The organism is Pyrodictium delaneyi, assembly GCF_001412615.1.
GTDB lineage: Archaea > Thermoproteota > Thermoprotei_A > Sulfolobales > Pyrodictiaceae > Pyrodictium > Pyrodictium delaneyi.
Window position 1 is genome coordinate 308,315 of sequence record NZ_CP013011.1, and the last position, 24,999, is coordinate 333,313.

18 protein-coding genes and 1 CRISPR repeat array (1 of these 19 running past the window's edge) are annotated in these 24,999 nt (G+C 57.4%); of the genes, 9 read left to right on the forward strand and 9 right to left on the reverse strand.

Annotated features, from left to right (window positions below; all coding sequences use genetic code 11):
* Positions 1-3,048: direct repeats of the CRISPR family, unit length 25 nt; unit sequence CTTACAATTCTCTTTTGAGTTATGC (it extends 402 nt beyond the left edge of the window).
* A 453-nt stretch (positions 3,049-3,501) separates the two neighbouring features.
* The 3 genes from Pyrde_RS01600 (at position 3,502) to Pyrde_RS01610 (ending at position 7,381) form a co-directional block, all read left to right on the forward strand.
* A complete protein-coding gene (locus Pyrde_RS01600) occupies positions 3,502-4,041 on the forward strand; it encodes a hypothetical protein (protein WP_055407632.1) in 540 nt (179 codons plus the stop codon).
* A 203-nt stretch (positions 4,042-4,244) separates the two neighbouring features.
* On the forward strand, positions 4,245-6,119 hold the full coding sequence (locus Pyrde_RS01605) for a protein kinase domain-containing protein (RefSeq protein WP_055407634.1): 1,875 nt from the start codon (positions 4,245-4,247) through the stop codon (positions 6,117-6,119).
* A 71-nt stretch (positions 6,120-6,190) separates the two neighbouring features.
* Entirely contained in the window at positions 6,191-7,381 is a 1,191-nt protein-coding gene (locus Pyrde_RS01610) for an aminotransferase class I/II-fold pyridoxal phosphate-dependent enzyme (protein WP_055407635.1), read from the forward strand.
* Positions 7,382-7,447: 66 nt separating this feature from the next.
* On the opposite strand, the gene Pyrde_RS01615 is transcribed toward Pyrde_RS01610, so the two are convergent.
* From Pyrde_RS01615 to Pyrde_RS01625, 3 genes are all read right to left on the reverse strand, one after another.
* On the reverse strand, positions 7,448-8,488 hold the full coding sequence (locus Pyrde_RS01615) for an alcohol dehydrogenase catalytic domain-containing protein (RefSeq protein ID WP_055407637.1): 1,041 nt from the start codon (positions 8,486-8,488) through the stop codon (positions 7,448-7,450).
* Positions 8,489-8,836: 348 nt separating this feature from the next.
* Positions 8,837-9,982, reverse strand: coding sequence for a hypothetical protein (locus Pyrde_RS01620; protein WP_055407639.1), 1,146 nt, complete (start codon positions 9,980-9,982; stop codon positions 8,837-8,839).
* A 296-nt stretch (positions 9,983-10,278) separates the two neighbouring features.
* The gene (locus Pyrde_RS01625) at positions 10,279-10,548 is read right to left on the reverse strand and encodes a hypothetical protein (RefSeq protein WP_143522204.1); all 270 of its coding nucleotides are present in this window, start codon (positions 10,546-10,548) and stop codon (positions 10,279-10,281) included.
* 253 nt (positions 10,549-10,801) lie between these two features.
* On the opposite strand from Pyrde_RS01625, the gene Pyrde_RS01630 reads away from it, so the two are divergent.
* Together Pyrde_RS01630 and Pyrde_RS01640 are read left to right on the forward strand one after the other, a co-directional pair.
* Complete coding sequence (locus Pyrde_RS01630) at positions 10,802-12,646, forward strand: aldehyde ferredoxin oxidoreductase family protein (RefSeq protein ID WP_231656769.1); 1,845 nt, start codon at positions 10,802-10,804, stop codon at positions 12,644-12,646.
* 388 nt (positions 12,647-13,034) lie between these two features.
* Positions 13,035-14,147, forward strand: coding sequence for an NAD(P)/FAD-dependent oxidoreductase (locus Pyrde_RS01640; RefSeq protein WP_180385506.1), 1,113 nt, complete (start codon positions 13,035-13,037; stop codon positions 14,145-14,147).
* Positions 14,148-14,164: 17 nt separating this feature from the next.
* On the opposite strand, the gene Pyrde_RS01645 is transcribed toward Pyrde_RS01640, so the two are convergent.
* From Pyrde_RS01645 to Pyrde_RS01660, 4 genes are all read right to left on the reverse strand, one after another.
* Entirely contained in the window at positions 14,165-15,286 is a 1,122-nt protein-coding gene (locus Pyrde_RS01645; protein WP_055407646.1) for a hypothetical protein, read from the reverse strand.
* A gap of 13 nt (positions 15,287-15,299) precedes the next feature.
* On the reverse strand, positions 15,300-16,208 hold the full coding sequence (locus Pyrde_RS01650) for a metallophosphoesterase (protein WP_055407648.1): 909 nt from the start codon (positions 16,206-16,208) through the stop codon (positions 15,300-15,302).
* A 55-nt stretch (positions 16,209-16,263) separates the two neighbouring features.
* Positions 16,264-17,439, reverse strand: a complete 1,176-nt coding sequence (locus Pyrde_RS01655) for a VWA domain-containing protein (RefSeq protein WP_055407650.1) — start codon at positions 17,437-17,439, stop codon at positions 16,264-16,266.
* 163 nt (positions 17,440-17,602) lie between these two features.
* The gene (locus Pyrde_RS01660) at positions 17,603-18,241 is read right to left on the reverse strand and encodes an MBL fold metallo-hydrolase (protein ID WP_088172004.1); all 639 of its coding nucleotides are present in this window, start codon (positions 18,239-18,241) and stop codon (positions 17,603-17,605) included.
* A 93-nt stretch (positions 18,242-18,334) separates the two neighbouring features.
* Between Pyrde_RS01660 and Pyrde_RS01665 the strand changes: the two genes are divergently transcribed.
* The 3 genes from Pyrde_RS01665 to Pyrde_RS01675 all read left to right on the forward strand — a co-directional run bounded on the left by Pyrde_RS01665 (position 18,335) and on the right by Pyrde_RS01675 (position 22,138).
* Complete coding sequence (locus Pyrde_RS01665; protein WP_082419396.1) at positions 18,335-19,729, forward strand: glycerate kinase type-2 family protein; 1,395 nt, start codon at positions 18,335-18,337, stop codon at positions 19,727-19,729.
* 114 nt (positions 19,730-19,843) lie between these two features.
* Positions 19,844-20,542: a peroxiredoxin gene (locus tag Pyrde_RS01670; protein WP_055410609.1), complete on the forward strand. Its 699-nt coding sequence runs from the start codon at positions 19,844-19,846 to the stop codon at positions 20,540-20,542.
* A 198-nt stretch (positions 20,543-20,740) separates the two neighbouring features.
* The gene (locus Pyrde_RS01675) at positions 20,741-22,138 is read left to right on the forward strand and encodes a hypothetical protein (protein WP_197272706.1); all 1,398 of its coding nucleotides are present in this window, start codon (positions 20,741-20,743) and stop codon (positions 22,136-22,138) included.
* 22 nt (positions 22,139-22,160) lie between these two features.
* On the opposite strand, the gene Pyrde_RS01680 is transcribed toward Pyrde_RS01675, so the two are convergent.
* Complete coding sequence (locus Pyrde_RS01680; RefSeq protein WP_055407654.1) at positions 22,161-22,814, reverse strand: FHA domain-containing protein; 654 nt, start codon at positions 22,812-22,814, stop codon at positions 22,161-22,163.
* Between the two features lie 136 nt (positions 22,815-22,950).
* Between Pyrde_RS01680 and Pyrde_RS01685 the strand changes: the two genes are divergently transcribed.
* Complete coding sequence (locus Pyrde_RS01685) at positions 22,951-23,514, forward strand: AAA family ATPase (RefSeq protein WP_257640416.1); 564 nt, start codon at positions 22,951-22,953, stop codon at positions 23,512-23,514.
* A gap of 58 nt (positions 23,515-23,572) precedes the next feature.
* On the opposite strand, the gene hcp is transcribed toward Pyrde_RS01685, so the two are convergent.
* The gene (hcp, locus tag Pyrde_RS01690; protein WP_055407656.1) at positions 23,573-24,904 is read right to left on the reverse strand and encodes a hydroxylamine reductase; all 1,332 of its coding nucleotides are present in this window, start codon (positions 24,902-24,904) and stop codon (positions 23,573-23,575) included.
* Between the last annotated feature and the right edge of the window lie 95 nt (positions 24,905-24,999).

Genomic DNA, 24,999 nt, shown 5'->3' on the forward strand with positions numbered 1-24,999 from the left:
CGCTCTGTTACTTACAATTCTCTTTTGAGTTATGCATACGTCGATGAGATAGAGATACCCGGCGGCACGTCAACATCGACCTTACAATTCTCTTTTGAGTTATGCACCCCGGGGGCATTGTTTGCAGCGAGAAATCCAGAAACTCTATAGAGCTTACAATTCTCTTTTGAGTTATGCCAACGAGCAGACTGGCACCCTCAGCGCAGTGGCTTTCATAGTCTACATCTTACAATTCTCTTTTGAGTTATGCCTCCGCCAGCCGCCCCGAGGCAGCGAGGTATGTTAGCGCTTACAATTCTCTTTTGAGTTATGCACAGACCAAAGACAAGTACCAGTACAACGTAGACCCCATGACCTTACAATTCTCTTTTGAGTTATGCCGAAGTATATCCACTTCATAGACACGGAGACCGGAGAGAAATTCACTTACAATTCTCTTTTGAGTTATGCGTGAGCAGGGAGCTCAGCGTCACGGGAGCACACTATCTCGACACACTTACAATTCTCTTTTGAGTTATGCACTGCATAGAGGCGTGCGACAAGGACTGTGCAGAAGAACACACTTACAATTCTCTTTTGAGTTATGCCCGCATAAGGAACGTGGCTCCCTATGCTGCGAAGGCTGCTAGGCTTACAATTCTCTTTTGAGTTATGCCAGTATTTTACTTGGCTTAAAGAAGCATTAGAAGAGAGAAAGACTTACAATTCTCTTTTGAGTTATGCTTGTTATCTTTAGGTGTATGTTGTGGCCGGGCTCTAGGACCATGCCTTACAATTCTCTTTTGAGTTATGCTGGTGCAGGCCGTGGCTGCTAGCTTGTTGCTGGCTTGTTCTTTAGCTTACAATTCTCTTTTGAGTTATGCTAGAGAAGGCTGTATCAGACATAGCCCGCTTCTGCGCCGCCACCTTACAATTCTCTTTTGAGTTATGCAGCATAGATCTTGGCGTCGTGTAGTGGCGCCGCGAGCTTCAACTTACAATTCTCTTTTGAGTTATGCATATACATCATCGACACGGCTAAGCCCCCGCTACAACGAGACTTACAATTCTCTTTTGAGTTATGCAAGAAGATGGTCTACTACCTCGGTAGGCGCTACGGGGTGTGTCAGTCTTACAATTCTCTTTTGAGTTATGCCATTTCTTAGAGACGCACAAGTTTGCAATAGCGAAGTAACCTTACAATTCTCTTTTGAGTTATGCAGAAACAAGACAGTGTGCTGGAAGTACGTGGATTGCAATGGAGTCATCTTACAATTCTCTTTTGAGTTATGCACCACACATTGCCTCCTCTGGCATTTATTTCTAGCAGGGTGCCTTACAATTCTCTTTTGAGTTATGCCGCTATCGTGATGCCGCCGTCCATGGCCTTCCTGGCTATTATCCGCTTACAATTCTCTTTTGAGTTATGCCTCGCGCGCGCCATGGGCTTCGCGCTGGCCGGCGGCACGCTGCTAGCTTACAATTCTCTTTTGAGTTATGCCAGCCGAGCAGGCCCAGGTCATGCAGGCAGTCAGGCGGGCGCAGACTTACAATTCTCTTTTGAGTTATGCCCGCCCATGAAGCCCACGCCGGCCATCGGCGCCAGGCTGGGCGGGAACTTACAATTCTCTTTTGAGTTATGCCTCGCGGTAGGCTCGTATGCCCCAGCGGGCGATGAAGTAGCCGACTTACAATTCTCTTTTGAGTTATGCACATGAGAGTACTGCCAAGCTTGTCAGCGAGTTGTTAGGAATCGCTTACAATTCTCTTTTGAGTTATGCAACCGAAATGCTTACAGTTGCATGGATAGTCCCGGCATCCGTTATCTTACAATTCTCTTTTGAGTTATGCTTGTGGCCCCTTTGCAGCATCCATACCAGCAGCTCCTCAACTTACAATTCTCTTTTGAGTTATGCATATCCCTTTGGAGGATTAACTCCGGCAGAAATAGGATAGGAAAAACTTACAATTCTCTTTTGAGTTATGCGGCTCCGGGATGTCTGGGCTAAGGCTGCTGAGCGGTTGGCTTACAATTCTCTTTTGAGTTATGCATGCTGAATTCGGATAGATTCAGCACTCATGACTTGTGCAGAATCTCTTACAATTCTCTTTTGAGTTATGCATAGTCGGGGCAGCTAACCAAACCATTCTCACCTCACTTTAAACTTACAATTCTCTTTTGAGTTATGCAGGTGTATGTCCCCGGTGGCACTAGCACATCGACCGGTAACACACTTACAATTCTCTTTTGAGTTATGCCGCATCGGTCTCCGCCGGAATAGCGGCGGACGCGGTAATGCTATCTTACAATTCTCTTTTGAGTTATGCCGGTATCATGTGTCTCATCGAACCATACACGTACGGTGCCACCTTACAATTCTCTTTTGAGTTATGCAAGAACCCCAACCTGCTGGCCTTCATCCCGAGCGCTGCCCCGACTTACAATTCTCTTTTGAGTTATGCGGGCCTTCACCCAGGGGGTTCCCCGGCCCGGCTACTCCCCTTACAATTCTCTTTTGAGTTATGCGCAGAGTCACTCATTGAGAGCGCTACTGCTGGCGAGGAGACTTACAATTCTCTTTTGAGTTATGCCGGTGGATGCTAGCCCGCTGGTCTGCTATCTCTCGGATGAAGATCTTACAATTCTCTTTTGAGTTATGCCATGGCTCCCACTCCCGCTGCGCCGTCTGAGCGTGTTTACTTACAATTCTCTTTTGAGTTATGCACACCGATTAGATGCTTGCAGAAGAAGCACTTAGCCAGCTTACAATTCTCTTTTGAGTTATGCCTTTATGCTGTCGAGCTCTATCGCCTCATCCGCTACCGTGTTGCTGCTTACAATTCTCTTTTGAGTTATGCAGGAATGCAGCCATGAGCACTCGGCCCGGGGGACCTTGCACTCCCTTACAATTCTCTTTTGAGTTATGCCAAAACCACCACCTCCATAAACCTTGCATACGCTCTGGCGAGACGACTTACAATTCTCTTTTGAGTTATGCTTCTCTCGGTAGAGTCACCTGGTCTACTTCTGCTTCTAGGGTCCTCTTACAATTCTCTTTTGAGTTATGCTTTGTGTGGAATGTATGGTTCCCTGTTGGGTCTAGTGGTGTAGGATTCTATAGTTCCTGTATTTATTTGTTTCTCCTCCTTGGGAACAGCCCCGATCCCTACCATCGTATACTTCGTGTACGTGGGATGTGTTCCCATGAATGCTTATTAGGGGCCTGGCGTGCCCCCACGGCAGCTTTCAAATCCAGCCAAGAAGTGTTCCCATAGATTAGAAAGAGGAGTCGAAACACTTCAGAACAGAGAATCAACACAGCAGACAAAACCAAGAAAGAGTAACGCAGCGTTAGCTATACTAGTACTGCCTCGGGCTACATGAATTGCTATGTGGCATAGTGTGAGACCATAAGTGAAGTTATTTCCTATCAACATCTGGTTCTGTTTCATCGCCACGTAGTATTTTAGTGCACTCTGTTCACGCTCTTACTGCCTGTAGCCTAGAGGTGGTGATATATCGTGGTTGCAACATCTATAAGACTTAGTGAGGGTGAACTCCGAATAGGTGAAGGCAATGAGCGGTACATACTGATACCTATGAGGGCCTACGCAGAAATTGTCGCATCGTTCTTTGACCTAGTGGGTGTTGCGGCAGGTGGACCTCTTTACTATCTGGGTAAGAGGATAGGACACGGACTTGTTGAAGAGCTTGAGAATAGGCTACGCGAGGGTGTAACTAGGCGGGAACTCACAGATGTCATAATGGTTGTTGCTAAGCTTTTTGAAGAGCTGGGCTTTGGCACTATAGAGGTTAATGCTGTCGACAAGACTAGGATTATTTTGAAAATGAAGAATCCTCCTAGCCTGGCTGGTACAAGGTATGTCCAGGGTATCTTTGACAAGCTCAAGTCTAGTAATATGCATGTATGCTACCTTGAGGCTGGTATGATTGCTGGGAGTTTGGAGAAGATTCTTGGAAAGCGGTTTAGAGCGAGGGAGGTGGAGAGCAAAATAGATGGTGACTCCATGTACTGTTTTATAGAAGTTACAGAGGTATAAGCATGGTTTGAGTTCCCGGATGAAATCCTTATTACGTTTACCATTTTTATCGATATCCAAATCGTTAAAACTATCATTTAGATCTAAAAATTAAGTTTCTGCAAGCCCGAAGTGTGACAGTAGCCCTGCTGACAGGAGTGTATGGGTGGCTTGGTTGCAGTTACACTAGGGGTCAAGGCAGGATAGTTCTGAGGTGAAAACACGTGAGGAGAGAGTCCTACAACTATATTAACTATGTTATCTCTGTGGGCTTGATACTGCTTGGTGCTTCCGCATTCGCTGCTAGCACTATACTGCGTGTCCCCTCCTATACCCCGTTGCATAGTGCTAGTGATCTACGTCACTCTGTGCTGGCTATCCTGGAGGATGGGTTGGATCCAGTAAGTCTCGCAGTAATCGCGTCGACTACCGGCTTAGCTCTATTGTCAGTGGGGCTCCTTATTGCTGCCTATCTAAACTACTCTGCTGTAAGCCTTGTATGCGGGTTGTCCATAATGCTCCTCCTATCGGCGGCTATCCTAAGCTGGGATACACTCGTCCTTGACTATGCTTGGATCGTTAACCCAGCGATATACATTATTATCGGGATAGGAGTCTCCTCTGTCGTGGAGTCCGTCGCTGCCGGCGTACCCCTCACTGTGCTGGGCCTATTGCTGCTAGTGGGCGGGCTTGTGGAGCACGGTTTCGTGTACGAGCCGCTACTGACGGGTAGTGCTGCCCGGCTCGCGGGGATGCTCTCGGGCGGTATTCCCGTGGCTGGCTTCATGGCGCTTACTGTGCTACTCGTACTAGCCTCGGGTGTCCAGCCAGAGCACCCGCCGATGCTCCCCAGTGAGCCCCTGCCAGCGAGCTCCGCGCGCACACGGGTCGAGGAGCAGCCGGCGGCGACCCGCCAGCGAGGAGGGCTGGGCGGCGAGAATGCTGTCGTTGATGCAGTTGTGTCTGGGATTGGGGGCTCTAGGGGGCAGCAGGGCGCCAGGAGAGTGTGTCCGCGTCTCTCGGAGTGGCCTCGGCTCCTCGCCTCTGAGCCGGGAAGGGTGGAGGAGTGCTGGCTCGGCAGGGAGGTCTACGGGTACCGGGTCGAGGCTGTCATTGGCCGTGGTGGCTTCGGCCTGGTGCTCCGGGCCCGGGAGAAGTACACCGGGGAGCCGGCGGCGGTGAAGGTTATCCTCCCGGCGCCTGTCGAGGCTGATGGCTCTACTGTGACGCGTACTGCGCTGGAGCTTGTCTACGAGCTGGAGAGGGAGTCTTCTAGCCTCCGGGAGCTGAGCCGCAGGAGCCGCTACATAGTAGCCCTCAAGGCCGTGCACATTGACGCTGAGAAGTTCCGGCTAGCCGTGGCGCGGGACGACCCGGGGATCTACCTGGAGAGCCCACCGGCCCTGATAATGGAGTACATGGCTGGCGGCGACCTGAAGAAGCTCCTAGACCGGGCCATAGCCGCTAACGGCGCGGATACGCTACGCCGTAGCAGGGACTGGGCCCGGGCAGCCTCGGCGATACTAGCGGCCGCCGCGGAGGCGCTGGCGGCGATACACGCTGGGGGCTACATCCACGGCGACGTCAAGCCCCAGAACATACTCTTCACTGAGCAGCCGCCCGCGTCCCCCAGCGTGCTCGCCCGGGGCCTGGCCTCGGCGCTCCGGGGCGGACCCGGCCCTCTACCCAAGCTCTCCGACCTGGGCAGTGCCACGAGGATAGGAGAGCCAGTGCAGAATATCACCCCGCTCTACGCGGCACCGGAGCTGCTACTCTACGATGCGCTGTGCCAGGACCCGGAGACTCGCCGGAGCAACCAGAGGTGTCTAGAGCCGCCCCGGGCAGACCCGAGCCTCGACGTATACTCGCTCGGTGTGGTGGCGCTTCAGCTCCTAGCCGCCCTGGGCCGCGGAGAGCTAGAGGCGTGGAGAAGGAGCGGCGTACTCGACTCGCCCCAGAGTACGCGGCAGCTCTTAGAGAGGCTCGGCGTCGAGGGGGAGACAGCGGACTTCATAGCCCGTATGCTCTCCCCGGAGCCCGGGGAGAGGCCGAGCGCAGATGAGGTTGTCCGGTTCTTCCGCGGGAGGGCGGGGCTCTAGCCCCTAGGCCCGGGGAACCGGTTTTAACCAGGCGCCGTGTATATGGTTCTGCTCCTGGGCTGTCGCCCGCGTTGCGGCTCCTAGACCCCTACAGCGGCGAGGCCATCCCGGGCCTGCCCCGGTTCTGCCTCGAGAGGTGGCAGAGCCTCCACGAGACCCGGGCCCGGGTGTTGCTCAGCGAGAGCGGCGTAGAGCCGCTGACGCTGCACGAGCTGCGCGAACGCTACGGGCTAGACCTGGGCCTCGACGGCGTGGAGCTGGGCTATGGCTGGACCCAGGGGAGCCCCGAGCTACGCGAGGCTGTAGCAGGCCTCTACGAGGGCGCCGGGCCCGAGAACGTGCTAGCGACGTGCGGTAGCGCGGAGGCCAACCTCCTGGCAGTGGCTGCGCTCGTAAAGCCCGGCGACACCGTTGTCGTGGATATGCCGAACTACATGCAGGTGTGGGGCCTCCTAAGGCTCCGCGGCGCCCGCGTCCTGGAGGCGTGGAGGAGCCCAGCAAACGGCTGGAAGCTCCCCGTGGACAGGCTCGTACACCTCATCGAGGAGCACCGGCCCAGCGCCGTCTTCATCACCAACCCAAACAACCCCACGGGCAGCGCCGCCTACGAGAGGGAGCTAGGGGAGCTCGCCGAGGCAGCGGCAAGGAGGGGCACCATACTAGTCTTCGACGAGGTCTACCGGGGCCTAGAGCACGGCACGGGGCGCCGCGTACCCAGCATAGTCGAGGTAGCGGGGCTCAGCCAAGCGGTCGCTACCAGCGGGCTCTCCAAGGTCTACGGGCTCCCCGGGCTCCGGGTAGGCTGGCTAGTAGCAGACCAGAAAACCATCGAGAGAGCGTGGAGCGTAAAGGACTACACGACTATAGCAATACCGGTCCTCAGCGACCACATCGCCTCCAGGGTGTTAGGCAGCCCCGAGGTGCGGGCTGCGCTTGAGGAGCGTGCCCGCAGGATAGTGGCAGCCAACCTCGAGGCCCTCCGCGGGATGCTGGAGGAGCAGGGGCACCAGGGGCTCCTCGAGCCCTACTGGCCCTCGGCCGGCGCCTACCTACTAGCCAGGGTCCCATGGGCACGGGGCACGATGGAGCTAGCGGAGAGACTCTTCGAAGTCTACGGCATACTAGTCAACCCCGGCGAGTGCTTCATGCTCCCAGGCACGCTGCGCATAGGCTTAGGAGCAGACCCAGCCAGGTTCCCCAAGGCTGCCCGGGAGCTGCTAGAAGCCCTCCAAAGCCTCCAGAGAGAAACGGCACCCAGCTAGACGTAGCCCCCTGCAAACCCCGAAGGATCCCGCACCCACCATGCTATATTACACAGTTACTACCCGCTAAGGCACCCCGGGCATCGAGGACGGCTCGTAGCCCGTCTCCAGTACAACCTTGAAGCTACCACGCTCCAGTGCCTTCTCGAAGGCCTCTAGGGCGTTCTCTAGGCCGCGGACCCGGTGAGTGACCACGGGCTCGACTACGCGTCCCCGGAGTAGCTCTATCGCTGCCTCGAACTCCCGCCAGGTGCCGCACCTAGACCCGACTATGCGGAGCTCCTTGACCACCGCCCTGGTGGTGTCTAGCCAGCCGCCCCCACCATGCGTGGACTTCACGTGAACCGTGGCCATGGGCGCAGCCGCCTCGACTGCTAGTTTTAGGCCCTCACTACTCCCGGTGGCCTCGAAGACGACCTCGTAGCCCATGCCCCACGGAGTCTCCGAAGCGACAACCTCGGCTAGCTCGTCGACCCAGCGTACCCGGAGCCCCATGGACTCCAGAACCCGGGCCTTCGGGCTGCCACGGCGAGCGAACACTGTGACTCGGAGCCGGTAGACCCGCTCCATTACCTGAGCCGCCAGGAGGGCAAGATTACCCGAGCCTATCACGGCGGCGTAGGCCCCGGGGCGTGGCGGGTACAGAGTGAACGCCCGGAGAACCGCAGCGAGAGGCTCCACGAACACAGCCTTTAGCGGCTCGAGCCCCGAGACGGGGTGCAGCACGTGCCCGGGCACCGCGAAGTACTCGGCCATGGCACCGTCGTAGTCTATGCCGAGGACCCGGCGGCCCGGGCAATGAGTGTACATGCTGCGGCAGGGCTCCCTCCATAGGTCCCCAGGCTTCACCAGGTTGATCTCCGGGACGACAAGTCTCCCCACGAGGCCCCGGTACTCCGGCGGCGCAGAGACAACCACGCCCACAGCCTCATGGCCCGGGATCAACGGTGTCTTACGGAGCCGGTAGCCTCCAGTGTACATCGATTTATCTGTGCCACAGACACCCACAGCAACCGTACGCACCAGAACCCAGCCACCCGGAGGCTCCGGCACCGAGACCCTCTCCACCCGGAGCCGGCGGGGCCCGTAGAGCCGGACAGCAAGCATACTGGGCAAGCCACTGGCACCCGCTAGAGAGACAGCGGCAATAATACCCCCAAGAAGCCTCCTATACTATACAGTAGGGGCCAGAGAGCCCCAGACTCCAGAGAACGCCTGTATGGAGGTGGCTAAAGCGGCATGCCCAGGCCCCTAGCCGGGCTGCTAAAGCGGGGTAGATACGTATAGTAGCGGCTTCAACCCGCCGAATCCTAGCCATAGCTCTCGCCCTACTCTTCACCTACAAAGCCCTAGAAGAGGCAAACACAGACCCCACATGGAGCCTAATCTATATACTCATAAGCCTAGAATACCTAGCTGAAACACCACTACACCCCAAGAAAAACTAACCGAATGCTACTCTACCAACCGGAACTTCTTCAACGCCTCAGCCACATCATGCGGCCTCGTATCCCACCGATTACGCCACGGATCAAACATCTCAACAGGCATAGGAACAGCACGCGAATACACAATAGTACTCTCCGAGAGAACCTTACCACTACAATACTTCTCCAAGAACTTACCCAGAAGAGGCTTAATCTCACTATTAACTAGCAAGGCTGTGACAGCATATTCATTACCGGCAAATACTTGTGTACCCGTAAGAGTAGCAGCTGCAAATACATAAAGTTGCTCCGCGCATTCGCGACTAGTGATTACCATAATAGCTTCAATATCACCCTGAGTACCATGGAGGAAGCTGCCAATCCAAGTACGGCCGACATAACGAAGCTTACTCAATCTATCATAGTGATTTTTCATGAATCGGAAACGAAAGCTTATATCAGATGAAAATTTTTCGTTCAACTCTTCTACACGAGCTCGTGCGAGTAAGTTAACAGCACGTAGATCTATATTCTTAAGAAGCGGATAATACTCTATCATAGCTACAATTATCACATCAATGAGTTTCATGCGTGAACCTATAGGGACAACATCAAGAACACTGTTATACATATCAGAATGAGCATCATACGTAAATCTAATACTCTCGAGATCTCTTGCAACAGCTTGTGTACAATTGTATACGGGAAGTGCACTACCATTATCAATTATAAATATTTTATCTTTAAATTTTTTCTCAAATTCGTGAACTAGATCTGAGACCAAGTCTTTAGGTAAACGATATGTAAACATTAGTCTACCGCCGAATAGTTTATTGATTGATATCAGATATCTATTATATGGCAAATCTAACCTAAACCAGATATTCATGGTACGCTTATTCTCCACCTTGTCAAAGAAATCAATAATATCTCTAATACTTTTCGTTACTATCGTTACTGATTGTAAGTCTAATGCCCTATAATCTATTATGGCTATAGATTTTCTACGATGACGTGCTAACTCTTCCTTATCTATATTCCTTATCTTTCTCACTATGCTTCGCACATGCTGATCGCTTACACCTAAATGATCTGCTATTCGTTGTGCCTCCAGCCTGAAATCATAACAGGATAGAAGCGCTGCTATCTTGTCTAGGTCTTTGTGTATTTTCAAGCCTCCCTACCTTCGGGCATTTTGCTCAACTTGCGTGCAAGGTAAACCAGTCCTCTCCCCCAGTATAGCTCTGGACAAAGCACAGAGGGTGAAAGAGAGATGCTCGCTCGCGAACCAGTGGATGTTCCTCTTCCAATATGGTAATGTAAGGGTCAAGCCCGCAGAGAGGGTTCATCCCCCGCCGCTCGCCCTCTCTGCGGGCTCCGCGGCCCCGATGGACGACGGTTTTTCCTCCCCCGGGTACCCCAATCGGCATCTTGTTCTCGGGTTTCTCTTCTTAATTTATCGCTTGGAGTCTAGGCGCTTGCCTGTAGCTTTTTCTGGAGTGTGTGCCAGAGGATGCGTGCCTTGTATGCTCCGGCTATTGTTTCTAGTAGCTCGTAGGCTTGTTTGGGGTTCTCTACGACGAGGCGGGCGTATGTTTTGCCGTAGCGGCTTACTGCGTAGTAGTTTAGTGTAGTGTAGATTCCGAGGCCTATGCGGTACATTATCTGCTCTACCATGGTTTCGTCGCTGCAGCTGCTGCATGGCAGTATTGCTGGTGTTGCTGGAGCGATTGTGCTCACCCCGGGCCCCCGGGTATTACTGGGCCGTGGCCCCTTTTACCTGGGCCGAAGAAGGGCTCCCAGGGTTCATGACTCGCTGGGTTTATAAGTGGAAGGCTGGTGGGAGAGAGGGGCGCTGGTTTGACACTATTGTTTCTGGTTGTGTGCCTACATATCCCTATGCTACGTTTGCGTGTTGCTTTGTTGCCGGTGTAGCCTGATGCGGGTGGTTTTTGAACCCTAGAGCTGGCCGGGGTATCCTGGTGTCCTACCCGTGGGCTCCCAGGGTTCTAGCAATCTGTTTGGCTGGAGTAAACGGGTACTCTGGGTTGACCTCTCCCGCGGCGAGTTCCGGGAGTGGCGTTACCCGGGCGAGATGGCTCGGATGTTCATCGGGGGCCGGGGGTTCGCGGCTAAGATTCTCTGGGACTTCCTGGAGCCGGGAGCCGATCCTCTAGGCCCCCGTAACCTGTTCATCGCTGCTGTGGGGCCTTTGACTGGGCTCCCGGGGCCTAACACGGGTAAGCTCGTGGTTGCCGCTAAGAGCCCGTTGACTGGTGGTTACGGCGACGGGAATATCGGCTCGTGGGCTGCTGTGCAGATGAGGGCTGCGGGCTGGGACGCTATAGTCGTGGAGGGTGTCTCGGAGAAGCCTGTGGTCCTGGTCGTGGAGGATGACCGTGCGTGGTTGGAGCCGGCGGAGGACCTCTGGGGGCTCGACGCGTTCCGGGCCTATGACCGGCTCGTGGAGCGCTATGGCCGGGACGCGGGGATACTCCTCATAGGGCCTGCGGGAGAGAACCTAGTGCGCTACGCCACCGTGGTGTCGATGAAGGGAAGAGCTGGCGGCCGCCCCGGCATAGGCGCTGTTATGGGTAGCAAGCGGCTGAAAGCGATAGTTGTCCGGGGCTCGGGGAAGCCGGAGCTATTCGACCCCGACGCGGTTATGAAGTATGCTGTGGAGGCTATCCGCGAGATCAAGACCAGCCCCAACTACGGGTTCTGGATGCGGCAGGGCACGATGTTCACGATAGAGTGGGCGCAGGAGGCTAGCGTGCTCCCCGCCTACAACTTCCGCGAGGCCGTATTCGAGGGCTATGAGGGGATAAGTGGCAGCTACATGGAGCGGATAGAGGTCGATCTCCGTAGCTGCCCTCTCTGCGTAATGGCTTGTGGCCATGTGATAGACGACTCTGAGGGGCGCCGGGTAGAGCTAGACTACGAGAACGTGGCTATGCTGGGAAGCAACCTGGGTATATCCCGGCTAGAGGAGGTTGGGCTGCTAAACAGGCTAGCCGACGTCTACGGCCTAGACACGATAAGCCTCGGCGGCACCCTCGGCTACGCCCTCGAGGCGGCTGAGAGGGGCAAGCTCGAGCTAGACGCGGGCTGGGGCGAGACTAAGAAGATAGCCAGGCTCATAGAGGACATCACGTTCCGCCGCGGCGTCGGAGACCTACTAGCCGAGGGCGTGGCGAGGCTCTCCCAGAGGGTCGGCGAGACCTGGTATGCTATGCACGTGAAGGGCCTAGAGGTGAGTGCCTACGACTGCCGCGCAGCCCCCGGCATGGCGCTCGCGTACGCTACGAGCCCGATAGGGGCACACCACAAGGATGCCTGGATGATAGGCTGGGAGGTGCAGCACGGCCGCACCGAGTACAACCGGGAGAAGGTACGGAAGCTGATATGGATGCAGAGGTTCCGCGGCGGCCTCTTCGAGACAGCCGTGGCCTGCCGCTTCCCTGTAGTCGAGACTGGTCTCGGCCTGGAGCACTACGTGCGCCTCTTCCAGGCAGCCACCGGGCTAAGCTACAGCCTCGATGACATCTTCACCGTGGCTGACCGAGTCTACGCCCTAATAAGGATGATATGGGTGCGGGAGCACGGCGGCTGGAGCATCGAGAAGGATATGCCGCCAGAGCGCTGGTTCCGCGACCCCCTCACTAAGGGGCCGCTGAAGGGTGCTAAACTTGACCGTGACAGGTTCATTGATATGCTCCGGATGTACTATGAGGAGCGTGGCTGGGCACCCAACGGAGTCCCACGGCCCGACACCCTCCGGAGCCTAGGTCTAGACGGGGCTGCAGAACTCGCAGAGAAGTACACGATACCACGCTAGGAGTTTAGCCGTCACGGCATTCCTAGCGCTGATTAATGGTTGAAGCGTGCCAGCCTAGTGTATGTCCATGCCATGTACATAGAGTTTTTCTGCTATGCCTACGCTGCCTATTTCTATCACCTCTGTCTAGCTGTCATACACTGTGCAGCAACTTACTATCACGATCCCCGCGTATCTAGCAGCATACGCCTCTTAGCGTCCTGGGTAGCTGTTCTATAATGCTCCGGACCTCTCTGAGAGCTCTCCGGCCTCTAGGAATCTGCGGATCCCTTCACCCTAGTCCACTTCGTCATTAAACTCGTGGAGATTGGTGTAGCCCAGTGCATAGACGGAGTTCTTCTTTTACCGCTGGAGACCCATAGGGCTCCAGCCGACATGGGTGGCTGCTGTGGCCCGGATTCTCATAATTGGTAGCGGGTTCGCGGGCGTAGAGGCTATACGCCGGCTCCAGGAGCTCGGGTTATGCGATCGCAGCGAGTGTATATGGGTGTCAGCTAACTCCAAGCTAGTCTTCCTGCCCCTACTGCCGGCGCTGGTTAGCCGCCGCTACCGGCCCGGAGACGTAGAGTGGAGTGTCGAGGCCTACGCAAAACGTGTCGGCGCCGAGCTCATAGATAAACGTGTTACAGCACTCGAGCCCGGCCGCGTACACCTCGAGGACGGCGAGGCTCTAGAGTACGACTACGCTGTGATAGCGGCTGGCGCCAGGCCTGCATTCTACAACGTGCCTGGGGCTGAGGAGCTGAGCGTCACGGTGTACGGCGTAGACGAGGCCTGGGGGCTCGGCGAGAAGATAGAGCGGGGCGAGATCTCCAGCATGGTTGTGGTCGGCGCCGGGTTCGTAGGCGTAGAGGTTGCCGCGGAGGCGCTGTGGCTGGCCCGGAGGCTGGGCAGGGAGCTACGAGTGACGCTCGTGGATATGCTTGAGGAGCCTATCCAGCTCCTGGGCAACAAGAAGGCCTCCAAGCTGACACGGGAGATACTGGAGAAGCTCGGCGCCAAGTTCGAGATGGGCAGACCGGTAACCAGGGTGTACGAGGGCGGCGTAGAGCTGAAGGATGGGACCCGGGTGGAGGGCGACGTAGTGGTCTGGTCTGCTGGGCTCAGAGGCCCAGGGATAGAGGTGCCCCGGGAGGCGCTGGCACGGGGCGGCTTCCTACAGGTAGACGAGTACCTCCACGTAAGCGGGCTCGGCGGTAACGTCTACGCAGTCGGCGACGCCATGGCGTTCCGGAAGGACGACTGCATCAGCCTAAAGATGGCCCGGGAGGCGCTCCGCAGCGCCGCGAGGGCCGTCGAGAACATTGCTGCCCGGCTCCGCGGCGAGGCGGAGAAGCCCTACAAGCCGCTGATAACCAGCTGCCGGCCTATGGCGGGTATAGGTCTAGGCCCCGACCAGGGCGTACTAGTACTGGGCAAGAAGATAGCGTTCAAGAGCACCCTGGTCCACTGGTACCACGAGAAGCTACGCAAGAGCTATGCCAAGCTCCTATCCGGCTAGCTCTAGACCCGCATCTTTTACTCCCTCCCTGCCTCAGCAACTCTAATCCTGTATATCGCGTAGCTGGCTAGCTTGCGGCCTGGGAGAACCGGCTTGTAGGCAAGCTCGGCTAGTCCGCCGCCTAGTAGCTCTAGGAGAGCCCGTGCAGCCTCAGCAACTCCAGTTACGTCGAGTAGGCTAGGCGTGTAGACCGCCAGGTGGACTGGCTCCCGGGGCTCAAGAGGCGTCTGGACCCGCGTCAGCCACCCGGCACGCCTCCCCTTTACTAGCCCGGCTAGCTCCTTTACTAGCCGGGCTCGCGCGTCACGTGTGAGCACAATTACCCAGGCGCCTTCGAGCTCGTCGAGGGCCTCGTAGAGCGGCTTCTCGCAGAGCCCGGTGGATAATAGCGCCTCTAAATGCGTCTTGACCCGGCGCGTCTCGGCCTCAAGGCCCGCCTCCCGGGCCCTGGCGGTGAGCGTCTCGGCTGAGAGCCTGCCTTGGCACAGAGCTTCCAGCTCCTCGGCTACTCGGCCCCGGCTAGCCTCTGCGCCCGGGTTGGTTACTACAAGCTCGGTCTCCTCTACAGTGTATGGCCCATTGACGATCTCTCTCGCCAGGGTCTCTAGGGGGCCCGGCTGTACACCGTGTCTGGCGAGCCCCGGCATCTCGACCCTCCAGCGGCGAACCCTGTTGGCAGCCCGCCACTCGCTGAGCAGCCTCTCTACCACCTCTAGCGCCCTATCGCCCGGTACCCTGTTGACGGCTGCTACCCGCTCTACAGCAGCGGGTAGGAGGTTCTTCTCAGCTGCACGGCCCAGCCTGTATGCTACAAGGCACCGACTACAGAGAGGCACCAAATCCTCGAGGAGCGCGTGACCCTCACCATTGGCTAGCTCTATCTCCCAGGCGCCAGCCACCCCCGCAGCCCGCTCACCGCAGTAGAGGCAGCTGCCCTGGGAGAACCTCTCTATGACCTCTGTCAGCCTGGCTAGCTGCTCCTCGTAGAGGCTGGACTCTCCGCCTGCTATGCTGGTAGCTAGGAGGGGGTCAATCCGGGCCAGGATCGTGGGCTCAGCAGCCTGGAGAGGTACTGGCAGGGGGCGGGGGCAGAACCGGAGCCCCCGGCACGTCTCGACGTAGAGCCTCATACCGGCCACGCTCTCCGTGCTCCTACCCGGGCAACTCCTCAGGGTAGCGTAGGAATACCATCCCTTCCTCTGTGACCAAGGCCGCGCCAGCACCGGCACCGTGATAGAGGCTTGAGAAGACTGTTACAACACTGTAGCGGAGCTCCTCAGGATTCATGACTGCGCCGTGGTCTATCCGGTAGCGCTGGCTGCCGTCGGGGAGCCAGACATGGAAGGCGTCGAGAGACTCGTGGCCCCGGACTATGAGGCTGAGACTGTTTGCTTCCATGAAGGTCTTCCAGGCCTCTCGGCCGTAGTAGTATATTCCGGGGCCCCGGGCGCTCGGCAGGAACCAGTCTATCGTGCCACGGGGGTCGTTCCATAGCAGCTGCATCGCGACATGGTCCTCCGGGTCGAGGCCCCGGCGGCTACCATGAAGCTCTTCTAGCCTCTCGCGTATCTCCGCAAGGCTGATAGGCTCTTCCGGCTCGTTGCCACATACTCTACAGGGCACGCCGCCATGGACGTAGAGGATACCGTCGGCGAGCAGCATGTATGGGAGGCTGGTGTAGAAGTCGTAGAGCGGCTCAAGAATGTCTATACCGAGCTTTGAGACCACCTCGTCGCGGAATCCATAGTAGAGGTTCATCAGGGGGGACTCGTGGTTGCCCCGTAGCAGCACGATCCTATCGGGCTCGTCGAGGAGCCGGCGTACGAGCAGCTCGAGGTTCTCGGAGCCCCGGGTGCCACGGTCCACGTAGTCGCCGAGGAAGACTACGAGGTCGGCACCAGCCTTGTCTGCGAGGCTCAGTGCCCACTCAGAGACCTCAGGGTAGCCGTGTGTGTCCCCAACGACCAGGACGCGGCCCGCCTTGGCCTCGAGTACGGGGCCGCGGCTACGCAGCAGCTCGGCTGCCTCGCGTAACAGCTCCGGCAGCTCCTCTAGAGCCAAGACCGCCACCTCTCGCAACACACCCAGGGGTCTTGCCGTGGCTCAAGCTGCCCCCTTAGACGTGGCGTAGCCTGCGCGTGGCCTCGCTTAGTAGGCGGCGTGTGGCATCCTCTACTGCTGCCCGGTCCCCCAGCCTCCGAGTCTGCTCGGCAGCTGCCAGCAGCCTACGGGTAGCCTCAATGTAGCTTATCTTCCTCGTCTGCTCGGCTAGTCTCGCTGCCTCGCTGAGCTTCTGTGTAGCCTCGTCTAGTTTACCCTTTAGCAGAGCCTCCCTGGCCCGGGCCATGTATAGGAAGTAGTTGTACTCGTCCAGGACTTCTCTGTCTATCCCCTTGAGGAAGAGGTCGCGGCTATGCACCGGGGATATGTCAGCTTCCCTCACCTCTTCTACAATTTCGTCCGTAGCTGGGTCCTCGTAGCGTATCCTGGCACGGAGCACTGTGCCCTCGTATAGCGGTGGCACCTCGACCTCACCGAGGACTGTAACGGACTCCTTCTCTATGCTTGGCAACCTTATCACTGGCTCCTCGTAGTTCAGTAGTTTGATGCCACCAACCGGGCTCTCTAGTACTAATTCCACGCTCCGGGCAGCTACCGTCTCTACGCTGAAACTCCCCAGTATCTCGGGCAGCTTCTCGACCTCGGCCTCGCTCACGTGGTAGAAGTCGCCGCCACTCATATCGGCTAGCAGAGTGAATAGCTCGTGGTTATAGTCTAGGCCTATGCCTACTAACACCATCCGGTAGCCTGGCGGCTGCTCTAGCTCCCTGAACCGCTCCAGGCTGCTAACATCCGTCGGCTGGCCGTCGCTTAGCAGCACTATGTAGCCGGGCAGGCCCGAGGCCCGGGCTATCTGGTAGGCGTCGCGCAACGCTCGGTAGAGGGGAGTACCGTCATGAGGTTCTAGCTCGTCTATGAGTCTCAGCAGTCTCTCCCTCTCTGTGTCCATTGGTGTTCTCGACGCTAGTACGCTGACTAGCTCCCTGGTGCCAAAAGCTATCAGCGTCACATAGTTGCCTTCCGGGATATTGCGGAGCAGGAGCCGTGCACCCTCCTTTGCTAGCTCTATCTTCCGGCCCTTCATCGAGCCGCTAGTGTCTATTAGGAGTATATAGTGGAGTCCCTCAGCCTTGCCGGACGATGAGGGGAGAAGCGTGAGTTTGAATGCAAGCTTGACTGGCGTCCTGAAGCTGTACCTGTGGCTTGTACGTAGATCCACGAGGAGAGCCACAGCACGTACACCCTCACCAAGCCAGCTGCCGGTGAATGCCGAGAGACGTGACTCTCTCCCGGGGGCTGCGGAGGCTAGCCAACCTTATACGCCGCCACGTAGCCGCCTAATTACCAGTATTACTCATGGCACTAGTAGTTGTTGTAAAGGATTATGCAAGAGGTTAACCACCTAGAGCCTCTACCACGAAGGGGTTGCTCCTTTTCTCCTGCTCGAGCGTCGTGGCGGGGCCGTGGCCTGGGTAGATCTTGGCCTCGAGGGGGAGGAGGCTGTAGAGCCTCCGGATGCTCTCCAGTAGCTCCTCGTAGTCGCCGCCGGGGAAGTCCGTCCTCCCGACACTCCCCGCGAAGAGCAGGTCGCCGGTGAACACTACGTCGCCTCCTAGTATGAAGACCATGTGGCCTGGTGTGTGGCCGGGAGTATGCACTGCCAATAGTTCTCCACCGCTAAAGGCTATCCGTGTACCGTCGGCCAGCTCTACGTCGGGCTCCTCTGGGGGCTCCCAGTCAGCCTCGATACCCCATATCCTGGCTAGCTTCCTGGAGAACTCTAGAGCAACCTTGTCAGCCGGGTTCGCGGCGAAGACCGCGCCGAGCCCGCGGAGACAATTAACGCCAGCTACGTGGTCTATGTGCATATGTGTCGCCAGTACTGCCTTGACTCTCCGGCAGCCCAGCTCTGGGAGCTTATCGGCAATGCATTCTCCCGGGTCTATGACCAGGCAGTCCTCCTGGGGCCCTACTAGCACGTACGTATTGGTCTCGAGCGGGCCGGTAACGAGCCGGACTAGCTGCACCTCCACGGACTCCCCCAGGGGCTCCTCTCCCGGCAACCTTGTAGGGTTGTGGTTTTTGCTTGCCCCCGGCAGCCGTGTTACGTCTAGGGGCTCCAGGTCTTGGCGTTTATCCGTAACCGTAGCCTGTTGGAGAAGACTAGTCTCCACCGGGACCTGCTCGACGCGCTAGAAGCAGCCCTGGAGGCCGTAGAGCCTCGGAGACTCCTACGACGCTGGCTAAGGCGTTGCGGAAGCTGCGTGGAGATACAGAATGTCGGCAGGCTTTGCCCCGCCGGTGGCGTCTACGTTGTAGGCTTTGGGAAGGCCTCTAGGGGGATGGCCGAGGCTGTTGTAGAGACGCTCGATGGACTAGTAGAGGCCGGGGTCGTTATCGCGCCTCCCGGGATGGCAGGCCGTGTAGGCCCCATAGAGGTGCTTGAGGGTGACCACCCGGTACCGGGAACACGGACCCTCGGGGCGAGCCGTAGGCTGCTCGAGTTCCTGGAGAGTGTCCCGGACGATGCTCTGCTCCTAGTGCTTGTCTCGGGTGGTGGTAGCGCGCTCTTCGAGGTACCCGCCGACGAGATGAGCCTAGAGGATGAGGCCGCGGTTGTCCGGGAGCTCCTCCGCCGGGGCGCTGAGATATACGAGCTGAATGCTGTCAGGAAGCATATCTCTGCCGTGAAGGGCGGGCAACTGCTCCGCTATACGCGGGCCCAGCAAGTAGTATCGCTGATCATAAGCGACGTTGTCGGCGACAGGCTCGACACTATCGCGTCGGGCCCTACTGCGCCCGACGAGACTAGTTTCCGCGACGCATACGAGGTACTCAGGAAGTACGGTGTATGGGGCTCCATCCCCGATAGTGTGAGGAAGTGGATAGAGGCTGGGCTCCGAGGCGAGGCGCCGGAGACGCCTAAGCCGGGCGATCCTATCTTTGAGAGGGTCTACAACGTTATAGTTGCTGGTAACCGTGACGCGCTCCAGGCTGCCGCGAGGCTCCTATCCTCCAGGGGCTACCGCACGGTTATCCTCACCGACAGGATGAGAGGCGAGGCCCGCGAAGCAGCCCGGCTACTGGCTGGTGTAGTCGAGTCTGTGGCAGCCGGGGGCCCCTCGCCGGTAGAGCCACCTGCGGCTATCATCGCTGGTGGCGAGACCACTGTGACTGTCCGGGGACAGGGCCGTGGGGGACGTAACCAGGAGCTATGTCTCTCCCTCGTTCTAGAGCTCCACCGAGGGCGTGCAGCCGGCCGCTACGTTGCCGCGTGTCTTGGCACCGATGGTGTAGATGGGAATAGCCCTGCTGCCGGAGCGCTTGTCGACTGGGAGACCATAGGACGGGCGCTGAGGCTCGGTCTTGACCCGCGCCAGGCGCTCGAGGAGAACGATAGCTATGGGTTCTTCAGCCGTGTAGGAGGCGTGATTGATACAGGCGGCTTCACGGGCATCAATGTGAACGACGTATTCGTAGCATTGATACCCGGAGGGAAGGTTTCTTCAGCGGGCGTTTAAGGGGGTTAAAGAGGCTATGCCCTAATGACATTATGGGAGTAGACATAAATACCAGAAACAACTTCTAGAGAGAAACTGGAACGGAAAACTGAGGCAGCATAGGTGAAGAGAGCCATGCCCGGAAACATACCCCTAATAGGCGAGCGCTTCCCAGAGATGGAGGTAGTCACCGACCACGGTGTCATCAAGCTACCAGACCACTTCAAGGGCAAGTGGTTCGTCCTCTTCAGCCACCCAGCAGACTTCACACCAGTGTGTACGACAGAGTTCGTAGCCTTCGCCAAGAGGTACGAAGACTTCAAGAAGCTCAACACTGAACTAATAGGCCTAAGCGTCGACAACACCTTCAGCCACATAAAGTGGAAGGAGTGGATCAAGGAGAAACTAGGCGTAGAGATACCATTCCCAATAATCGCTGACCCCATGGGCGAGGTAGCCAAGAAGCTAGGCATGATACACGCCGAGAGCGGCGTAGTCACCGTACGCGCAGTATTCGTAGTCGACGACCAGGGCGTGATAAGAGCGATACTCTACTACCCACTAAACGTCGGCAGGAACATCGACGAGATACTAAGGCTCGTAGAGGCGCTCCAGCTAAGCAGCAAGTACGGCCGCGCCGTGCCAGCCAACTGGCCGAACAACGAGCTAATAGGCGACCAGCTAATAGTGCCGCCAGCAAGCACCGAGCAGGAGGCTAAGGAGAGGCTACAGAAGTTCAAGTGCTTCGACTGGTGGTTCTGCTACGAGGACAAGGCTAGCCAGGAGGAGAAGGAGCAGGCACGCCGCTTCCTCAAGCGCGTCGCCAACTGCTAACAACCAATCCACCATACGCAGGTATGAGCCCCTTTTTCCTACCCGAAAGGCAGGTCCTCTCCGCACAATGAATGTTTCATCCCACTTCTTTGACCCTTGTCGTGATAATCCCCCTCGGAGACAACATTCTGGTGAGCCGCACGCTATAGCGGATATAGCCCCTTGGCCCTAATCCTAGGTAGCCCCATGGGTGGCCCTGTGCCTTCGCATCGTCTCGCAGCCTTCACGCTCATAGTCCCGGTCGTCGGCTGGGGTATCCTACTCTCCCCTCCATTCGAGAGTATCCGACCCCTCCTAGGACTCCCAGAGCACTTGCCCGCCTCGCGGTTCAACGGCCATGCTGCCGAGATAGTGCCTCCCGATAGAGGGGATGCAGAATGGTTCTTGGCACGAGTAGCTCACTACTACCACGTGGTCTTCGCAGCCCTCCTCTACTCGATGATAGTTCTGGGCTCCCGGCTCTACCCCGGAGAGTGGCGTGATACCCGGCTGCTAGGCCTAGCTGGGGCCGTTATGACTGCTGTGGGCGGGCTGGGCTACGCCTACTACTCTCGTAGCCCCCCGCTACACGGGCTCTTCATAGCCGGGCTTGCGGTCCTCTTCGCATCTGGTCTGCTCGTGGCCGTGCGGTTGAGGCCCCGCGACGTGCTCGACCATGCGCTGAGAGCCACGCTGACACTGATGCTCGTGGGTGGCGTTATCGGCGGCTACCTCGGCAGCAGCTTCATGGACGAGGAGGCCCACAAGGGCTTCGTTGAGGCAAAGATAGCGGCCCGGTTTAACCCCGACTATGCCGAGGATAACGAGCTCTGGCGGGCGATGGTGGCGCACGAGCACGCGATGGTGGCGCTGGCGGATGTCGCCGCGTTCCTCGTTGCGCTCCGGGCGCTCCATCTACGCTGGGGGCGCTCTACGAGGCTTGCCTCCTACATGGTTCTAGTCGGGCTAGTAGCTACTGCTGTTGCCTCCTACGCTGTCTGGCCAGTAGGCGGCATAGCACACCTAGTCATAACGCCGGCCTCGTTAATACTGCTCATCGGAGTCACAATCCTAGCCTTCAAGACCACCACGACGGGCACCCAGCCCCAAGAGAGGCTGCTAGCCCTGGGCATCCGGGTCGGCACCCTAGCGCTCTGGGCATCAGTGGTAGTGCCCGGCGCTATCGTGGCCTCTAGCCTCCGCAAACCAACAGTCTTCATTAACCCGGCTTTCCGCGACCCCGCCTGGGACTGGGCAGAGCTAGCATACAACATTGGCCACTGGCACATACTCCTCGCCGCGTGGGGCATTGTCCTCCTCCTAGCCGCGCTCGCGACACAAGAGTACACCAGGACGAGGAGAGTAGCTATCCTAGGCGGGTGGCTAGCCCTAGCAGGCTTCACTGCTGCACCGGTGACCGTGAACCTCTACATGCTCGGCAACCCGCCGGAGCCCTACCAGCCAAACCCCTACGACAACATCTGGCTACGGCTCCTAGTCGAGCCCTCACTAGCAGTCATGGCGGCTGGCGTAGCACTAGCCTACCTCGCGGTCGTGTACGAGGAGGCACAGGCCTCCCTCCGAGGGCTAGCACCTAGAGCCTTTGAGAAGAAATAGAGGCGCGTAAACAATGGCGAGGTTACACTAGCGGTTCAGCCTCGACGCGTAGTACCGTTGCCTCGCCTAGGCGTACGAGCATACCCGGCTTTAGAACTGCCCTATCTACTCTCCTGAATACCGCTTCACCGGGGTCGTAGATGTAAGTGCCGTTTGTGCTACCCAGGTCCTCGAGCACCACCTTGTCGTCCTCGATGTATACTAGCGCGTGGCGCCGCGACACACTCGGGTCGGGTACTACTATGACGTTTTCCAGGCTCCTGCCGAGGCTTATCCTGCCGTAGACCTCGAACTGTAGGGGGATCTTCATCCCCATGAGTTCCGTGACGGGACTATTTATGACGACTAGATAGTAGCGATGCGTCCTAGGGTTGGGTGGTGCCTCTGTCCCAGCCGTTTGCTCGGCTTCACCGGCCTCGGGGCTAGGAGTCTCCGGTACTCCATGCTCCGCAGTGGCAGCCTCCATACTCTCCGCTTCTCCTGGCGTTTCCGTTTCGGCCTCTACCGCCTCAGCCGCTTCTGGTGCTTGCGCTTCCGCCATCGTCCTGCCCGGCATGCCTGCTGTAGTCTCCGCCTCTGTTGCCCTGGGCTCTATATCCCGGGGCGTGCCGCATACTAGGCAGCGGTCCGCGTCATCAGGGTTCTCTGCACCGCATACACTACACTTCCAAGGCACACCAGAAGCACCAGGGGGAATATCTAGCCAGCTTGGAGGATAAGAGCGTACACACGCAACCACTCAGCAGCCAGCAGCTCTGAGTTCTTTACCCTCCCGCTCCGCTGCTAACACGTGTCTACAAGGGCTCATAGCCGTGGAGCAGCAGAGCCGCCTTATAGTCCTCGTCTCGGGCATGCCGGGCAGCGGCAAGAGCATGTTCTCCAGTATCGCCAGGAACATGGGGATACCCGTCTACGTCATGGGCGACGTGATAAGGGAGGAGGCGCGGCGACGGGGGCTTGAGCCGACACCCGCCAACCTCAACATGATCGCGCGCCTCCTGAGAGAGGAGTATGGCCCTGCAGTAGTGGCCGAGCGTATAGCGGAGAAGCTGCGGGAGGATCCCAGCCCCGTGGTGCTCATCGATGGTGTCCGGAGCCTCGTAGAGGTCGAGGTGTTCGAGAAGCTCGGCAGAGTAGTCATAGTGGCTGTCCACGCTTCGCCCCGGACACGTTTCGAGAGGCTACGGCGGCGTGGCCGCCCAGGAGACCCCCAGACCTGGGAGGAGTTCCGGCAGCGCGACCTCACCGAGCTAGGCTTTGGCTTGGGAAGCGTCATAGCCTTAGCTGACTACATGCTGGTAAACGAGGGCCCTGCTACAGAGTTCAAGGAGAAAGCCCGGATGCTCTTAGCCGGGCTCGTAGCAGACGGAAGCTAAGGCTATTCCGTCAAGAGGGCTGGGAATGTAGGAAAAGGGAGGAAGAAGCAAGCTAGAGCTAGGCTGTTAGCGGTGAGTCGCTGGATAATGTTGAGCCCTTGGCGAGCATCTTGGGGAGGTCTTCTTCGGGGGTGCTTATTAGCCGTAGGTCGAACTTCTTCCTCAGCTCCTCGAATACGCTGGGCGTGAGGAACTCGGGGGGCTTCGGCCCTATGTATATCCCCTTTATGCCTAGGTATAGGAGTGTGTAGAGTATCGCGACAGCCTTCTGCTCCATCCAGCTCAACACTATGCTTACTGGTAGCTGGTTGAGGTCCTTTCCGAGCCTCTTTGCCAGCTCGGCTGCCAGCACTATTATCGAGTAGACGTTGTTGCACTGGCCGAAGTCCATGAACCGTGGTATACCCTCTATGGTGCCGTAGTCGCGGCGGTTGTAGCGGAACTTTCCACAAGCAGCTGTGAGTATTATCGAGTCCTTCGGCACCATCTGGGTGAGCTTCTCGTAGTAGCTCATCTTGGGGTTAGGTACGTCGCAGCCACCTATGACGAATATGTGGCGTATCTTACCCTCGTTTATTAGGTCTATCACCTTGTCTATTAGCGGAAGTACATTTGTGTGATGGAACCCAGTTACTATCTTACCATTCTCGACTCTCTTCATCTTTGGCGTTTTGAGGGCGTGCTTTATCAGATTCTCGAAATTGTAGTCGTCTATGTGCGGTACCCCCTCCAGGCCCGCGATACCCGTGGTGTAGATCCTATCAGCGTACTGTTTGAGGGGCTGCAGCACACAGTTAGTGGTGCCGAGGATTACCCCGGGGAACTCGCTAAACTCCTGCTTCTGGTAGACCCAGCTTCCTCCCCAGTTGCCGTAGAGCGCCTTGAACTCGCGGATCCTTGGATAGGAGTGTGCCGGGAGCATCTCGGAGTGCGTGTAGACCTTTATTTCGTCCTCGAGCCCCATCTCCCTGATCTGCTTGAGTAGCTCGTATAGCGCCTTGTAGGAGTGTCCGGTGACGAGTATTCCGTGCCCCTCCTCCGTCCCTGTGGGGACCTCGACGGGTGTCGGGGCCCCAAACGTCTCAACGTATGCCTTGTCCAGTAGCTCCATAGCCTTAAGGTGCATCCTGCCAGTCTCTAGTATTAGTTCGATGAAGCGCCCTTTGTTGAAGTTCACGTTAGTCAGTGTCGAGTACAACGCCTTGGATAGGAAGAAGCCTATCTCGTCATCCTTGTAGCCCAGTTCGTAGGCGTGGTAATAGTATGCTGCTACGCCCTTTATTCCGTAGATGAGAGCCTCCTGGAGCGAGTTGAGGTCCGGGTCTTTACCACAGACGCCTGCTATTGTACAACCGCCTGGCAAACTCATGCTGCATTGGTTACACTTCATAATTATTTTTTGACCGCTCAAGACAGCCCACCATGTATGACGCGTGTCATATCGGCACACACGCCGACATACGTATATATAAATCTTTCGAAACA

Coding starts and splice junctions, on each gene's coding strand:
- Pyrde_RS01615 (WP_055407637.1), bottom strand. CDS start 8,488: ATGCTTGCTGTCCGGCTCTACGGGCCCCGCCGGCTCCGGGTGGAGAGG.
- Pyrde_RS01670 (WP_055410609.1), top strand. CDS start 19,844: ATGCCCGGAAACATACCCCTAATAGGCGAGCGCTTCCCAGAGATGGAG.
- hcp (WP_055407656.1), bottom strand. CDS start 24,904: ATGAAGTGTAACCAATGCAGCATGAGTTTGCCAGGCGGTTGTACAATA.